We start from the raw sequence: 14,928 nt of genomic DNA, 5'->3' as shown, positions 1-14,928 counted from the left end.
TGCCTTATCAGGCCTTTTCCAGCGTACACAGCAACGGATGCTCGTTCTCCCTCGCATAATCGTTCACCATCGCGACTTTGGTCTCCGCCACTTCGGCGGTAAAGATGCCGCAGATAGCTTTGCCACGATAATGAACGGTAAGCATCAGTTGCGTTGCACGTTCTACATCATAAGAAAAGAACTTTTGTAGCACGTCAATAACAAATTCCATCGGCGTGTAATCATCGTTCATTAACATAACTTTATACATAGATGGCGGTTTTAGCGCGTCACGCACTTTATCTTCCGCCAGCTGGTCAAAATCCAGCCAGTCGTTGGTCTTACCCATTTTGCATAACCACTTTGAATCTACCTCAGATGTTAGATAACAATCATCTATTACTGTCATCCGCGATGTCTGTCACAAACTGTTGCAATAGCGTTAACTGCTTCAAACTTTGGTTGATTATTGTCCCATCTCAAGCGCCAAACGCTTGACGACTTCTTTCGTTTCTCTAAATTGTACAAGCGTGAGATGGCGAGGTTTTGAACAGCCCCCACTCCACCACCGGTTCATTCCATCTTAACTTATAAGATTTACGAAGGATGTCGAAGCATGGAAATGGGTACTGTTAAGTGGTTCAACAACGCCAAAGGGTTTGGCTTCATCTGCCCCGAAGGCGGCGGCGAGGATATCTTCGCTCACTATTCCACCATTCAGATGGATGGTTACAGAACGCTCAAAGCCGGGCAGTCCGTCCGGTTCGATGTACACCAGGGACCCAAAGGCAATCATGCAAGCCTGATCGTACCCATTGAAGCAGAAACGGTCGCATAGCTCTCTGTTTTATTGTGTACATCCCGCCGTCAAAATGCCAGCCCGATCGGCTGGCATTTTTATTTTCAGCCTATTCGCGAGCCAACGCATCCACAGGATCCAGACGCGCCGCATTGCGGGCAGGCAGCCAGCCAAACAAAATGCCGGTAAAAGTCGAACACAAAAATGCGGTAAGAATGGCCACCGGCGAGAAACCAATCTCCCAGCCGGGTAAAAAAAGCTGCAGAGCAAACGCGATCATCATCGACAGCGCAATGCCCATCGCGCCGCCCACCAGACACACCAGCACCGCTTCAATCAAAAATTGCTGCAGCACATCGCTGGCTCTGGCACCGACTGCCATGCGGATGCCAATCTCCCGGGTACGTTCCGTGACCGATACCAGCATGATATTCATCACCCCGATACCGCCAACCACCAGCGAGATCACCGCCACCAGCGTCAGGAACAGCTGAAGAGTACGTGTGGTCTTTTCCGCCGTTTTCAAGAGACCGTCCATGTTCCAGGTGAAGAAATCTTTCTTCCCGTGACGCAACGTCAGCAGCCGTTCCAGCTGTTGCTCGGCCTGCGCGCTGTCGTAGCCCTCCTTCACGCGAACGGTGATGGAGTTCAGCCAGGACTGCCCCATAATCCGTCCGGAGATGGTGGTATAGGGCAGCCAGACGCGCAGGATCTTGCTGCTGCCAAACATCGACTGTTTCTCTTCCGCCACGCCAATCACCGTCGCAGGCATGTTTCCGACAAGGATAACCTCGCCCACCACGTTGGTTTTATTGGGGAAGAGCTGCCGGCGCGAGTTGGCGTCAAGCACCACCACCTGCGCCCGGCCCGCTAACTGCTCGGCATTGAAGGTGGCACCTTCGCTGAAGGTCATGCCATAGACGTTAAAGTAATCGCCGCTGACACCGTTGGCGCTGGCAGCAACGTCAACATTGCCTACCCGCAGACGGAGGTTTTGCGAGACCGCCGGCGTGGCCGAATTTACCCACGGCTGCTTCTGGATAGCCGCCAGATCGTCGTACTTCAGCGACTGCTGATACTGCGGCTCGTCATCGCCAAAATCTTTGCCGGGATAGACATCAATGGTGTTGGTCCCGATGGCCCGAATATCCGCCAGCACCAGCTGTTTGGCCGCGTCGCCCACGACCACAATCGACACCACCGAGGCGATACCAATGATGATGCCCAGCATGGTCAACAGGGTGCGCATTTTGTTGGCGGCCATCGCCAGCCAGGCCATGGTCAGCGCCTCACGAAACCCGCTGGAAAATTGTCCCCAGCCGGTTGACGCCGGCAGGACTTCTTTCGGCGCCGCCGCCCGGGCGTGTCGCGCCGGCGGGTTGCTGACCAGCTCTCCGTCGCGGATCTCAATGATGCGCTCGGCCTGTGCAGCCACCTGCGGATCGTGGGTAACGATGATGACCGTATGCCCCTGATCGCGAAGCTGGTGAAGGATCGCCATCACCTCTTCACCCGAATGGCTGTCGAGCGCCCCGGTCGGTTCATCTGCGAGGATCACCTGACCGCCGTTCATCAGCGCGCGTGCGATACTGACACGCTGCTGCTGGCCGCCGGAAAGCTGCGAGGGCTGGTACTCCACCCGTTCCGCCAGCCCCAGACGCGTCAGCAGCATCTGGGCGCGCTCAAGGCGTTTTTTCCGCTCGACGCCGGCATAGACCGCCGGCACTTCGACGTTCTGCGCCGCCGTCAGGTGAGAGAGCAGATGGTAACGCTGGAAGATAAAACCGAAATGTTCCCGCCGCAGTTTTGCCAGCGCGTCACCGTCCAGCGTGGAAACATCCATTCCGGCCACCCGATAGGTGCCGCTGGTGGGTCTGTCCAGACAGCCGAGAATATTCATCAGCGTCGATTTACCGGAGCCGGACGCACCGACAATCGCCACCATCTCGCCCGCTTCGACGCGCAGGGTGATCCCCTTCAGCACCTCAACCGGGCCATCGCCCGACGGATAGCTACGACGAATGTCATTCAGCTCAAGCAACGCCGTCATTTAGCGGCTCCGGGCAGGCTTTCGCTGGTGACAACCTCCTCACCCTCTTCCAGCCCTTTGACCACCACCACGTCGGTGTCATTACGTGCACCAATGACCACTTCTCGCTCACGCGTTTCGCCGTTGCGCAGCACTTTCACTTTATAGCGGCTCTCGCCGGTGGATTCACCCAGCGCAGAGAGAGGAATGGTGAGCACATTTTTCACGCCGGTAAGCTGAATGTGCACCTGTGCGGTCATGTCCAGACGCAACACGCCCTGCGGGTTAGGTACCTCGAAGCGCGCATAGTAGAAGATGGCATCGTTCACTTTTTCCGGCGTCGGCAGAATGTCTTTTAGCGCGCCTTCATAGCGCGTCTGAGGATCGCCGAGGACGGTAAACCAGGCTTTCTGCCCCGGCTTCAGATGAATAACATCCGCCTCTGAGACCTGGGCTTTCACCAGCATGGTGCTCATGTCCGCCAGGGTCAGAATGTTGGGCGCCTGCTGCGCCGCAATCACCGTTTGCCCCTGCAGCGTGGTAATTTGAGTCACTTCCCCGGCCATGGGCGCCACAATCTGCGTATAGTCGAGGTTGGTTTTGGCCGTATCCAGCGAGGCCTGGTTGCGCTTGATCTGCGCATCGATAGTCCCGATCTGCGCCTGCTTAACCGCCAGCTCGGTGGCGGCCGTGTCTAAATCTTGTTTCGAGATGGCCTGCGTTTTGGCCAGCGCCTGCTGACGCGTTAACGTTACCTGGGCCAGGTTGCGCTCAGCCTCCGCCTGTGCACGCTGGGCACGCAGTTCCATGAGCGTGGCTTCCACCTCACGGATCTGGTTTTGCGCCTGCTCAGGATCGATAACGCCCAGCAGCTGGCCTTTTTTCACCTTGTCGCCAATCTCAACCGACAGCGTTTTCAACTGACCGCTTACCTGTGCACCCACGTCAACCTTGCGCAGGGCATCCAGTTTTCCCGTCGCCAGCACGTTTTGCTGCAGCTCGCCCGGACGGACAATCAGTGTTTGATACTGTGGTACAGGGGCATTCAGGATCTGCCATAGCCAGAACCCTCCCCCGATAACAATTACCGCCAGCAGCAGAAACCACGTTCTGCGTTTTCCCTTGAGGTTCATAAATATTCCAAATAAATGTTCTGGCAATTATAAACGTTGATTCTATCTAAACGACTCCTCAACGAAACCCCCGCGCACCGAAATCGCCTCAATTTGTTGATGAGTTATTGAAATTTCGCCTGCTGAAATAGAGCCCTTCCTTCAGAAGCAGGATCTAACATGTCTTCCATCGTCGATACACTTTTTTCTCATCAGCCCCAGCCTAAATCCGGCTGGCAGCTCTTCAATAATCTGGCCTTCGGGAAGATCACTCCGGGGCTGGCATGGCAAAACCCCGCTTATCGACGTAAATTCATGCTCCGTTCGCTGATGACACCGTTCAGCACCACGCGTCTGCTGTCAGCGCTGGCAAAGCAGCCGCGCCTGATGCAAATGTTGCAGGTGCAGCCGGGGCTGCCGTGCCGCCTGCACCGCCCGTGGTTAACGGTGGACATGGATCGCCGACAGGCGCTGGAATCGCTGACCTGGCACTACCAGACAATGACGCGCCAGCTTCCGGCAACGCTGGTCAAGGGTTACCTTTCACCGCAGGGGGCAACCCTGCTGACCCTGACCGGAAAAGACGAACAGCAGTTTACTGTGCGCCTGTGCGCCGACGCCTTCATGGATAAAGAGGGTGAAGCCACCCTCGTCTTTTGTAACCATCAGAATACCGTGCTGGCGGAAATGACCTTCACGCTGTGCCCGTTTGAAGGAAAAACAACGCTGTTCATTGGCGGCCTGCAGGGGGCAAAAGCACATGTTCCACATGAACTGATCCAGGGGGCGACCAAAGCGTGTCACGGCCTGTTCCCGAAACGCCTGCTGGTTGAAACGGCAATGACGCTTGGCGCAGCTTTCCCGGTTGAGCATATTGTCGCGGTGAGTAACGCCACGCATATCTACCGCAGCTGGCGTTACCGCAAGAAAAAAGAGGGAAAACTGCTGGCCGATTATGACAGCTTCTGGCTCTCCCTCGGTGGGCAAAAACAGGATAACGGCCACTTCATGCTGCCGCTCGCCATGCCCCGTAAGCCGATGGAAGAGATTGCGAGCAAAAAGCGCGCTGAGTACCGCCGCCGCTATGCGCTACTGGACAGCCTGACGCAACACGTCACGCAGGCGACCCGCGCTTAATCCGCTTTCCCGCGTGCCAGCCACAGCACGCGGGAGAACATCTTGCGCAGCAGTGTCGGCACGGACTCCACGCCACGTCTCCCCGCTTCCGTCGCCACCTCAATCGCTAAATCAGGTTTTGAAGAGCGGTGGATGGCTTTGGCAATCACGCGCCGCATGTTCATTGGCACATCCACCGGCACCATCGCAATCCGGTGGAACACGTCGTCGAACCCCTGACGGTACATAAAGTGCTCCATGTCCATGGCCGGCAGCATGGTTAAGTGGTCGCGCTCTTCTTCGCGCTCATTATTTAGCAGGCCACGCACGGTCGCGGCATATTTTTTCCCCGCCTCGTCACCATCCACCAGCACATGCCATTCAATGCCCATCCGCCGGGCGAATTTGATCAGCGGCTTGATCCCCGACTGGGCAAATTCGATGACCTTGATACCTTCGGCATCAAAATGGTGGCCGCACTGACGCGCCAGTTCGTTGATAACCCAGGTTTCCGTTTCTCCCTCAACCAGCAGCCAGCAGCGGGCGAACAGCGACGACGCACGATTAAAGCGGATGTGGAACGAGATACGACGTCCCTCTTCCGCGTTCATCCCGCCCGGCCCGAGGCGATAGGCGGTGACGCGGGAAGACTCACGTACCAGACGGCAGACGTGCTCAACCGGGGTCAGGGACAATAACTCGCCGGAATTGGTGGTGGTCACGCGCTGCAGCGGCAGCAGATTCAACAGGTGCCACGCCACCGAGAGCATGATCGGGTGCAGGCGCGTTTCCGGGTCTTCCACCAGCAGCAGCGGCCGGGCGTCACGGTCGAGACGAACGGTGCCCTTGGCCTGCAGAAGCGTCGAAAACAGCCCCAGCAAAATCACCCGATGGGTACGGCCACCGGGCCTGTCAATCATCCGGTTTATGATATCGAGGTAACGCCAGCTGCGTTGTTCATCGTGAGAGCGGCGGCGCATCAGACGATGGCGCGACTCCGACGTCCCCTGCTCGGAAAAATAGTGTTCCAGCAGTTGTACCATTGCCGACAACCCCTGGCGGATTTGACCATCGGTCAGATTTTGCGGACGCGCCACCAGCTCTCGCGCCAGGAAATCCAGCTCGCGGGCGGTCACTTCCACTTCCGGCATATTTGGTACAGTGCCGTTGCGGATCCGCCGCATAAAACGCGCATCACGCAGGCGCAACACCGGCATCAGGCGAATCAGGTGGCGAGCCAGGTCGTCGATGTCATCCAGCGGAATGGGGTTGGCTTTCTCATCGAGGAAATCACGCAGGGTTAATACGCCCTCGTTTTCTGCCATCTCACCTTCCAGCCGGTAGAAAATCCGGTGGAAACCGTCGTCGCACGGGACCCAGCAGGGTGATAACGGCCGGAAGCGACGCACGCGGTGACGCCCCGGCTCGGATTCGCGGAACGTCAGAATAATGTGCAGGTGTTTTTCGCGGCCATTCACATCGCCGGGAGGAAACCAGAAATCATCATGGGCAAAGTGATACAGATCGTCTTCGGGCGAAAGCAGCAGCGTCAGCGCATCCAGAAGGCTGGACTTACCCCACGCGTTCTCACCGATCAGGACGTTGTTCTGCTCAAGCTGCAGCGACAGGCGGTTAATACCGCGGAACCCAACAATTTCCACACGTTCGAGAAGCATAAATCCCCCGCGAGATGATCACTTTTTCCTTTAAGTTATCAGCAGTATAGCGGCAGGAACTTTGACACGACAGCACAACCTTCGTGCTGTAGAGAATTGGTCTATGCTCTATTTACCGTCGATTTGAACAAGGAATGACATCACGTTGCCATAAATCAAATTAACCGAATTAATTTTAGTGGCGAAGGGATGTTTTTGTTTTTAAAATAATGGCTCTTTGAGTCGTCATCCCTTTTTTGACGATATCCCGCACGCAGGAACGCGTGTGAAGTTTATTATTGAGGTGGTTATGTTTAGAAAATTAGCAGCAGAATGCTTTGGTACATTCTGGCTGGTGTTTGGTGGCTGCGGTAGCGCCGTTCTGGCAGCAGCATTTCCGGAATTAGGTATTGGTTTTGTCGGCGTTGCGCTGGCATTCGGTTTAACCGTATTAACCATGGCGTTTGCCGTGGGTCATATTTCCGGTGGTCATTTTAACCCGGCGGTGACATTAGGTTTATGGGCGGGCGGTCGTTTCCCTGCTAAAGAAGTCATTGGTTATATTGTGGCCCAGGTTGTTGGCGGGATTATTGCTGCAGCGGTTCTGTACGTTATTGCCAGCGGTAAAGCCGGCTTTGACGCCGCCGCAAGCGGCTTCGCCTCAAACGGTTTCGGCGAACACTCCCCTGGCGGTTACTCCATGCTCTCTGCCATCGTGATTGAAATTGTGCTGACCGCAGGCTTCCTGCTGGTGATCCACGGCGCAACCGACAAACACGCCCCGGCGGGCTTTGCACCTATTGCCATTGGTCTGGCGCTGACGCTTATCCACCTGATCTCTATTCCGGTCACCAACACCTCCGTAAACCCGGCGCGCAGTACTGCCGTCGCTATTTTCCAGGGCGGCTGGGCGCTTGAGCAGCTGTGGCTGTTCTGGGTAATGCCAATCATCGGCGGTATTCTGGGCGGCGTGCTGTATCGCACCCTGCTGGAAAAACGCGATTAATTGCGTGTGCAGTCGGGTAGCACTTACGCTTACCCGACCTGCATGACAACACTCAGGCCGGGTCAGGCGTTGCTGCCACCCGGCTTTTTTGTTGCTCCTTTACCTGACAACGTTTATTGGGTAGTGTCTCTGGCGCTTAACAGATACTCACAAGGACCCGTTGTTCATGTTTTCAGGACTCCTCATCATTCTGCTGCCTCTGATTGTGGGCTACCTTATCCCGCTGCATCGCGAATCCGCGTTACGGCTTATCAACCGTTTTCTGAGCTGGATTGTCTACGTCATTCTTTTCTTTATGGGGATAAGCCTGGCGTTTCTGGATAATCTGGCCACCAATCTGCTGGCGATCCTGCATTATTCTGTCGTCACCTGCGCCGTTATTTTGCTGTGCAATATTGCCGCACTTTTCTGGCTTGAGCGCACTATTCCGTGGAAAAATCACCACCATCAGGAAAAACTGCCGTCACGAATTGCAATGGCGCTGGAATCTTTAAAATTATGCGGCGTCGTGGTGCTGGGTTTTGTTCTTGGGTTAAGCGGATGGAATTTTTTACAGCACGCGACGGAAGCCAGTGAATATACCCTCATTTTCCTGCTGTTCCTTATCGGTATTCAGCTGCGAAATAATGGCATGACGTTGAAACAGATTGTCCTTAATCGCCGTGGAATGATCGTCGCGGTTATCGTCGTCATTAGCTCACTGGTGGCGGGCGTGATTAACGCTTTTATCCTCGGCCTGCCGTTAAAAACCGGTCTGGCAATGGCCTCCGGATTTGGCTGGTATTCCCTTTCCGGTATTCTGCTGACTGAATCGTTCGGTCCGGTCATCGGGAGCGCCGCCTTCTTTAACGACCTGGCGCGAGAATTAATTGCCATTATGCTGATCCCGGGCCTGGTGCGCCGCAGTCGCTCGACCGCACTGGGTCTGTGTGGCGCCACGTCGATGGACTTTACCCTGCCGGTTCTGCAGCGTTCAGGTGGGCTGGAGATGGTGCCTGCCGCCATCGTACACGGCTTTATTTTGAGCCTGCTGGTTCCCGTTCTGATGGCGTTTTTCTCCGCCTGATACTCCTCTGGCGGTAGGCTTTCTGCCGCCAAAATTGCGCTAAATCAATCTCCCTCTATTTTGTAGAAGAAAGCCCTTTTCACCGTTCAGTCACAAGCATAATCTCAAACATGTATATCAAATATAACTTTAACAGGTGTGATTATGTTTTGTGTGCAATGTGAACAAACCATCCGTACCCCGGCAGGCAATGGCTGCTCTTATGCGCAAGGTATGTGCGGCAAAACCGCAGAAACATCAGACCTGCAGGATCTGCTGATTGCCGCCCTGCAAGGCCTTTCCGCATGGGCCTTCAAGGCCCGCGAATATGGCATTATTGACCACTATGTAGACAGTTTCGCCCCACGCGCCTTTTTCTCCACGCTGACTAACGTTAACTTTGATTCCCCGCGCATCGTCGGCTATGCCCGCGAAGCAATTGCATTGCGTGAAGCGCTGAAAGCGCAGTGCCTGAGCGCCGATGCCAACGCGCGGGTAGAAAACCCAATGGCAGACCTGCAGCTGGTGAGCGATGACCTGGGCGAGCTGCAGCGTCAGGCAGCAGAATTCACCCCCAACAAAGACAAAGCGGCGATTGGCGAGAACATTCTCGGCCTGCGTCTGCTCTGCCTGTACGGCCTGAAAGGGGCCGCGGCCTATATGGAACACGCGCACGTTCTGGGCCAGTACGATAACGCTATCTATGCTCAGTACCACAAAATCATGGCGTGGTTGGGTACCTGGCCTGCCGAGATGAATCCGCTGCTCGAATGTTCAATGGAAATCGGCCAGATGAACTTCAACGTGATGCGTATTCTGGATGCCGGTGAAACCCGCACCTACGGCCACCCGACGCCGACGCAGGTTAACGTTAAAGCGACCGAAGGCAAGTGCATCCTGATCTCCGGCCATGACCTGAAAGACCTCTATAACCTGCTGAAGCAGACCGAAGGCACGGGCGTTAACGTCTATACCCACGGCGAAATGCTGCCCGCACACGGCTACCCGGAACTGCGTAAATTTAAACACCTGGTCGGGAACTACGGTAGCGGCTGGCAGAACCAGCAGGTTGAGTTCGCCCGTTTCCCGGGTCCCATCGTGATGACCTCTAACTGCATCATCGACCCCACCGTTGGCGCGTATGACGACCGCATCTGGACCCGAAGCATCGTTGGCTGGCCGGGTGTGAGCCACCTGGAAGGGGATGATTTCGGCCCGGTCATCGCCCAGGCGCAGCAGATGGGTGGCTTCCCGTACAGCGAAATCGAACATCTGATCACCGTCGGCTTTGGTCGCGAAACCCTGCTCGGTGCCGCGGATTCACTGATTGACCTCGTGAGCCGTGAAAAACTGCGCCATATCTTCCTGATTGGCGGCTGTGACGGCGCGCGCGGTGAGCGTAACTACTTCACCGATTTCGCCACCAGCGTACCGGAAGATTGCCTGATCCTGACGCTGGCGTGCGGTAAATACCGTTTCAACAAGCTGGACTTCGGCAACATTGAAGGTTTGCCACGTCTGGTCGATGCGGGTCAGTGTAACGACGCCTACTCTGCCATCATTCTGGCCGTCACGCTGGCGGAAAAACTGGGCTGCGGCGTCAACGATCTGCCGCTGTCGCTGGTGCTCTCCTGGTTTGAACAGAAAGCGATTGTCATCCTGCTGACCCTGCTCTCTCTCGGTGTGACCAACATTGTGACCGGCCCCACCGCACCCGGCTTCCTGACACCGGATCTGCTGGCCGTGCTGAACGAGAAGTTTGGTCTGCGTTCCGTGACCACCGTAGAAGAAGATATGCAGCAGCTGCTGAGCGCGTAAGGAGTTATTCATGACCATGCCAACCTCACAATGTCCGTGGCGGATGCAGGTTCATCACATCCATCAGGAGACGCCGGATGTGTGGACGCTGTCCCTGCTGTGCCATGACTACTATCCGTACCGTGCAGGTCAGTATGCGCTGGTCAGTGTCCGCAACTCAGCGGACACGCTGCGCGCCTACACGATCTCCTCAACGCCGGGCGTGAGCGAGTACATCACGCTCACTATCCGCCGTATCGATGATGGCGCAGGCTCGCAGTGGCTGACCCGGGACGTGAAGCGCGGGGATTACCTCTGGCTGTCGGACGCACACGGGGATTTCACCTGTGACGATAAAGCGGAAGATAAATTCCTGCTGCTGGCCGCCGGGTGCGGCGTCACGCCGATCATGTCAATGCGTCGCTGGCTGGCGAAAAACCGTCCGCAGGCTGATGTTCAGGTGATCTTCAGCGTGCGCTCGCCGGAAGATGTGATCTTTGCCGAAGAGTGGCGTAACTATCCGGTGACGCTGGTGGCGGAACATAACGCAACCCACGGTTTTGTCGCCGGACGTCTGAGCCGTGAACTGCTGCAAAGCGTCCCGGATCTCGCGGATCGTACCGTGATGACCTGTGGGCCGGCGCCGTATATGGATATCGTTGAGCAGGACGTGAAAGCGCTGGGCGTGACCCGCTTCTTCAAAGAGCAGTTCTTCACCCCGGTGGCGGAAGCGGCAACCAGCGGAATTACGTTCACCAGACTGCAGCCTGCTCAGACCTTCTTTGGCCGGGTCGGCACCACGCTACTGGACGCGCTGGAAAGCAACAATGTGCCGGTGGTGGCAGCATGCCGTGCTGGCGTGTGTGGCTGCTGCAAGACCAAAGTGGTCTCCGGTGAGTACACCGTGACGAGCACCATGACGCTGACCGAGGCAGAAATCGCCGACGGATACGTGCTGGCGTGCTCGTGTCATCCACAGGGCGATCTTGTGCTGGCGTAGCGAATGACGGGGGTAAGCGCTCGCGTTTACCCCCGGTTAGTACGCCTACCGCCAGACCGGCGCTTTCCCCAACGCAAAACGCCCAGCGCCTAAACATGCTACCGCCAGCGCACCGATAAAGAAGTACACCAGGCTCTCAATCGCCCAGGCACCTACCGCGTCCAGCGCAAAGGTTTCCCCCGTCCCGACCATCAGCCACGCCACAATCATGGTAAACGCCAGCACCAGTGCCGCCGGGCGCGTAAAAAGCCCCACGATAATCAGGACAGGTGCCACCACTTCGCCAATGAGCACGCCGTAGGCGATAAACCCCGGTAATCCTTTTTCCACCAGCATGCCGCTGATGAACCCCACGCCACCCAATAACTTGTGTAAACCGTGAAAAAGCATCAGCCCACCGACGGCAAGTCGTAACAAGAGTTTGCCGGCATCGTCGCACGATAGCTTTTCATTAACAGCAATTAACAATGATTTAACCATTTGAAATGATTCCTGTTTTCATCTGTGTGATGACCAGATTATGCCGAATCATTGCGGGTGAAAAGCACCTTTTAATAAGGGGGAAAGCGCGGCAATACAGTGACTTTCTTCTAAGCTTGTAAGCGATATCACTTAAAGGAGATGGACACCCATGAAACAAACCGTGGCTGCATACATAGCAAAAACCCTCGAGCAGGCAGGCGTAAAGCGCATCTGGGGCGTAACCGGCGACTCCCTGAACGGGCTGAGCGATAGCCTCAATAAGATGAAGACCATTGAATGGATGCCAACCCGTCATGAAGAGGTTGCCGCCTTCGCGGCTGGGGCGGAAGCGCAGGTAACGGGTGAACTGGCCGTCTGCGCCGGATCGTGCGGACCGGGCAACCTTCACTTGATCAACGGCCTGTTTGACTGCCACCGCAATCACGTACCGGTCCTGGCGATTGCCGCTCACATCCCTTCTTCCGAAATCGGCAGCGGCTATTTTCAGGAGACGCATCCTCAGGAGCTGTTCCGTGAATGCAGCCACTATTGCGAATTAGTTTCCTCACCAGAACAGATCCCTCAGGTTCTGGCCATTGCAATGCGCAAAGCCGTGCTTAACCGCGGTGTTTCGGTGGTCGTTATTCCCGGTGACGTGGCGCTGAAGGCCGCGCCTGAAGGTGCCAGTTCGCACTGGTATCACGCCCCACAGCCTGTCATCACGCCGGCTGAAGAAGAGCTCAAAAAGCTCGCGCAGCTGCTGCGTTACTCCAGCAATATCGCCCTGATGTGCGGCAGTGGCTGTGCGGGCGCGCACAAAGAGCTGGTGGAATTTGCCGGCAAGTTAAAATCCCCGATTGTTCACGCCCTGCGCGGCAAAGAGCATGTCGAATATGACAATCCGTATGACGTGGGCATGACCGGACTGATCGGTTTTTCCAGCGGTTTCCACACCATGATGAATGCCGACACGCTGATCCTGCTCGGCACCCAGTTCCCGTACCGCGCGTTTTACCCGACGGATGCCAAAATCATTCAGATTGATATTAACCCGGGCAGTATTGGTGCCCACAGCAAAGTCGATATGGCGCTGGTAGGGGACATCAAATCCACCCTCGCCGCCCTGCTGCCGCTGGTGGAAGAAAAAACCGACCGGAAGTTCCTCGACAAAGCCCTCAGTGATTACCGCGATGCACGCAAAGGACTGGACGATCTTGCCAAACCGAGCGACAAAGCCATTCATCCCCAGTATCTGGCGCAGCAAATTAGCCATTTCGCGGACGACGATGCCATTTTTACCTGCGACGTGGGCACCCCGACCGTCTGGGCGGCACGCTATCTGAAGATGAACGGCAAACGCCGTCTGCTGGGGTCGTTCAACCACGGTTCGATGGCCAACGCCATGCCGCAGGCGCTGGGGGCCAAGGCCACCGCACCAGAGCGTCAGGTGGTGGCGATGTGCGGCGACGGCGGGTTCAGCATGCTGATGGGCGATTTCCTGTCGGTTGTGCAGATGAAGCTCCCGCTGAAAATCGTGGTCTTTAACAACAGCGTGCTGGGCTTTGTGGCGATGGAGATGAAGGCAGGTGGCTATCTGACGGACGGCACCGAGCTACACGACACCAACTTCGCGCGCATCGCTGAAGCCTGCGGCATCACGGGTATTCGCGTAGAGAAAGCCTCAGAAGTCGATGAAGCCCTGCAGCGCGCCTTCTCCATCGACGGTCCGGTACTGGTGGATGTGGTGGTGGCGAAAGAAGAGCTGGCGATCCCACCGCAGATTAAACTCGAGCAGGCCAAAGGATTCAGCCTCTATATGCTGCGCGCCATCATCAGCGGACGCGGTGATGAGGTAATCGAACTGGCAAAAACCAACTGGCTCAGGTAAAACATTTCACATAACCTCTTAAATTAAAGGGATGTGAAATGATTGATTTACGCAGTGATACCGTTACCCGTCCGGGTCGCGCCATGCTCGAAGAGATGATGGCCGCCCCGGTCGGGGACGACGTCTACGGTGACGATCCAACGGTGAATGCGCTGCAGCGTTATGCCGCCGAGCTAAGCGGTAAAGAGGCCGCCCTGTTTCTGCCATCCGGCACCCAGGCCAACCTGGTGGCGTTGCTCAGCCACTGCGAACGCGGTGAAGAGTATATTGCCGGTCAGGGTGCGCATAATTACCTGTACGAAGCAGGCGGTGCGGCGGTACTGGGCAGCATTCAGCCTCAGCCGATTGATGCTGCCCCGGACGGCACCCTGCCGCTCGACAAGGTCGCGGCGAAAATCAAAGTCGATGATGTACATTTCGCCCGCACCAGGCTGCTCAGTCTGGAAAACACCCACAACGGCAAAGTGCTGCCGCGCGAGTACCTGAAAGCAGCGTGGGAATTCACCCGCGAGCGCAAACTCGGGCTGCACGTGGATGGCGCGCGCATCTTTAACGCCGTGGTGGAGTATGGCTGCGAGCTGAAAGACATCGCGCAGTATTGCGATTCGTTCACTATTTGCCTGTCTAAAGGGCTGGGGACGCCCGTTGGCTCGCTGCTGGTGGGCAATGCGGACTACATCAAACGCGCGGTCCGCTGGCGTAAGATGACCGGCGGCGGGATGCGCCAGGCCGGTATTCTGGCGGCAGCCGGACTGTACGCCCTGAAAAACAACGTGGCCCGCCTGAAAGACGACCATGAAAACGCCGCGTGGATGGCCGCACAGCTACGCGAGATTGGTGCAGACGTTATGCGCCACGATACCAACATGCTCTTCATTCGCGTGGGCGAAGAGCACGCTGCCGCGCTGGGTGAGTTTATGAAAGCCCGTGGCGTGTTGATCAACGCCTCGCCGGTGGTACGCCTGGTTATGCACTTAGACGTTAATCGTCAGCAGCTGGCAGACGTGGTGAAACACTGGCAGGCGTTTTTACAGCGCTAA

General features: G+C 56.4%; 13 protein-coding genes. 8 read left to right on the top strand and 5 right to left on the bottom strand.

Features of this window, described 5'->3' with window-relative positions; genetic code table 11:
* Positions 1-7: 7 nt before the first annotated feature.
* A complete protein-coding gene (gene clpS, locus L462_RS20040) occupies positions 8-328 on the bottom strand; it encodes an ATP-dependent Clp protease adapter ClpS (RefSeq protein WP_006174393.1) in 321 nt (106 codons plus the stop codon).
* Between the two features lie 267 nt (positions 329-595).
* On the opposite strand from clpS, the gene cspD reads away from it, so the two are divergent.
* A complete protein-coding gene (gene cspD / locus L462_RS20045; RefSeq protein ID WP_008499993.1) occupies positions 596-817 on the top strand; it encodes a cold shock-like protein CspD in 222 nt (73 codons plus the stop codon).
* 70 nt (positions 818-887) lie between these two features.
* On the opposite strand, the gene macB is transcribed toward cspD, so the two are convergent.
* Positions 888-2,828: a macrolide ABC transporter ATP-binding protein/permease MacB gene (gene macB / locus L462_RS20050; protein WP_032677788.1), complete on the bottom strand. Its 1,941-nt coding sequence runs from the start codon at positions 2,826-2,828 to the stop codon at positions 888-890.
* Positions 2,825-3,940, bottom strand: coding sequence for a macrolide transporter subunit MacA (gene macA, locus L462_RS20055; RefSeq protein WP_032677787.1), 1,116 nt, complete (start codon positions 3,938-3,940; stop codon positions 2,825-2,827). The genes macB and macA overlap by 4 nt, the downstream gene beginning before the upstream one ends.
* Before the next feature lie 159 nt (positions 3,941-4,099).
* Here macA and L462_RS20060 point away from each other — a divergent pair, with 159 nt between their 5' ends.
* A complete protein-coding gene (locus L462_RS20060) occupies positions 4,100-5,056 on the top strand; it encodes a VirK/YbjX family protein (protein ID WP_032677786.1) in 957 nt (318 codons plus the stop codon).
* On the opposite strand, the gene L462_RS20065 is transcribed toward L462_RS20060, so the two are convergent.
* Entirely contained in the window at positions 5,053-6,711 is a 1,659-nt protein-coding gene (locus L462_RS20065; RefSeq protein ID WP_014169354.1) for an ATP-dependent endonuclease, read from the bottom strand. The two genes, L462_RS20060 and L462_RS20065, sit on opposite strands and share 4 nt — an antisense overlap.
* A 289-nt stretch (positions 6,712-7,000) precedes the next feature.
* On the opposite strand from L462_RS20065, the gene aqpZ reads away from it, so the two are divergent.
* From aqpZ to hcr, 4 genes are all read left to right on the top strand, one after another.
* On the top strand, positions 7,001-7,696 hold the full coding sequence (gene aqpZ, locus L462_RS20070; RefSeq protein ID WP_025204573.1) for an aquaporin Z: 696 nt from the start codon (positions 7,001-7,003) through the stop codon (positions 7,694-7,696).
* A 166-nt stretch (positions 7,697-7,862) separates the two neighbouring features.
* Positions 7,863-8,762, top strand: a complete 900-nt coding sequence (locus L462_RS20075; protein ID WP_020884841.1) for a LysO family transporter — start codon at positions 7,863-7,865, stop codon at positions 8,760-8,762.
* Between the two features lie 144 nt (positions 8,763-8,906).
* Complete coding sequence (gene hcp, locus L462_RS20080; RefSeq protein WP_032677785.1) at positions 8,907-10,559, top strand: hydroxylamine reductase; 1,653 nt, start codon at positions 8,907-8,909, stop codon at positions 10,557-10,559.
* A gap of 10 nt (positions 10,560-10,569) precedes the next feature.
* Entirely contained in the window at positions 10,570-11,538 is a 969-nt protein-coding gene (gene hcr, locus L462_RS20085) for an NADH oxidoreductase (protein ID WP_014169350.1), read from the top strand.
* A 45-nt stretch (positions 11,539-11,583) separates the two neighbouring features.
* Here the strand turns inward: hcr and L462_RS20090 are convergent, their stop codons facing one another.
* Positions 11,584-12,018: a DoxX family protein gene (locus L462_RS20090; RefSeq protein ID WP_032677784.1), complete on the bottom strand. Its 435-nt coding sequence runs from the start codon at positions 12,016-12,018 to the stop codon at positions 11,584-11,586.
* A gap of 151 nt (positions 12,019-12,169) precedes the next feature.
* On the opposite strand from L462_RS20090, the gene poxB reads away from it, so the two are divergent.
* Both poxB and ltaE read left to right on the top strand, forming a co-directional pair.
* Positions 12,170-13,888, top strand: coding sequence for a ubiquinone-dependent pyruvate dehydrogenase (poxB, locus tag L462_RS20095; protein ID WP_014169348.1), 1,719 nt, complete (start codon positions 12,170-12,172; stop codon positions 13,886-13,888).
* Positions 13,889-13,926: 38 nt separating this feature from the next.
* Positions 13,927-14,928 carry a low-specificity L-threonine aldolase gene (gene ltaE, locus L462_RS20100; protein ID WP_020884843.1) on the top strand — a complete coding sequence of 334 codons (1,002 nt, stop codon included), beginning with the start codon at positions 13,927-13,929 and terminating at the stop codon, positions 14,926-14,928.

This window comes from Enterobacter sp. BIDMC 26, from assembly GCF_000534435.1.
GTDB classification, from domain to species: domain Bacteria; phylum Pseudomonadota; class Gammaproteobacteria; order Enterobacterales; family Enterobacteriaceae; genus Enterobacter; species Enterobacter ludwigii.
The sequence above is the reverse complement of the archived record's forward strand: the minus strand, read 5'-3'. Positions and strand labels throughout refer to the sequence as shown.

Coding starts and splice junctions, on each gene's coding strand:
- cspD (WP_008499993.1), top strand. CDS start 596: ATGGAAATGGGTACTGTTAAGTGGTTCAACAACGCCAAAGGGTTTGGC.
- L462_RS20065 (WP_014169354.1), bottom strand. CDS start 6,711: ATGCTTCTCGAACGTGTGGAAATTGTTGGGTTCCGCGGTATTAACCGC.
- hcr (WP_014169350.1), top strand. CDS start 10,570: ATGACCATGCCAACCTCACAATGTCCGTGGCGGATGCAGGTTCATCAC.
- L462_RS20090 (WP_032677784.1), bottom strand. CDS start 12,018: ATGGTTAAATCATTGTTAATTGCTGTTAATGAAAAGCTATCGTGCGAC.
- ltaE (WP_020884843.1), top strand. CDS start 13,927: ATGATTGATTTACGCAGTGATACCGTTACCCGTCCGGGTCGCGCCATG.
- aqpZ (WP_025204573.1), top strand. CDS start 7,001: ATGTTTAGAAAATTAGCAGCAGAATGCTTTGGTACATTCTGGCTGGTG.
- macB (WP_032677788.1), bottom strand. CDS start 2,828: ATGACGGCGTTGCTTGAGCTGAATGACATTCGTCGTAGCTATCCGTCG.
- macA (WP_032677787.1), bottom strand. CDS start 3,940: ATGAACCTCAAGGGAAAACGCAGAACGTGGTTTCTGCTGCTGGCGGTA.
- clpS (WP_006174393.1), bottom strand. CDS start 328: ATGGGTAAGACCAACGACTGGCTGGATTTTGACCAGCTGGCGGAAGAT.
- L462_RS20060 (WP_032677786.1), top strand. CDS start 4,100: ATGTCTTCCATCGTCGATACACTTTTTTCTCATCAGCCCCAGCCTAAA.
- poxB (WP_014169348.1), top strand. CDS start 12,170: ATGAAACAAACCGTGGCTGCATACATAGCAAAAACCCTCGAGCAGGCA.
- L462_RS20075 (WP_020884841.1), top strand. CDS start 7,863: ATGTTTTCAGGACTCCTCATCATTCTGCTGCCTCTGATTGTGGGCTAC.
- hcp (WP_032677785.1), top strand. CDS start 8,907: ATGTTTTGTGTGCAATGTGAACAAACCATCCGTACCCCGGCAGGCAAT.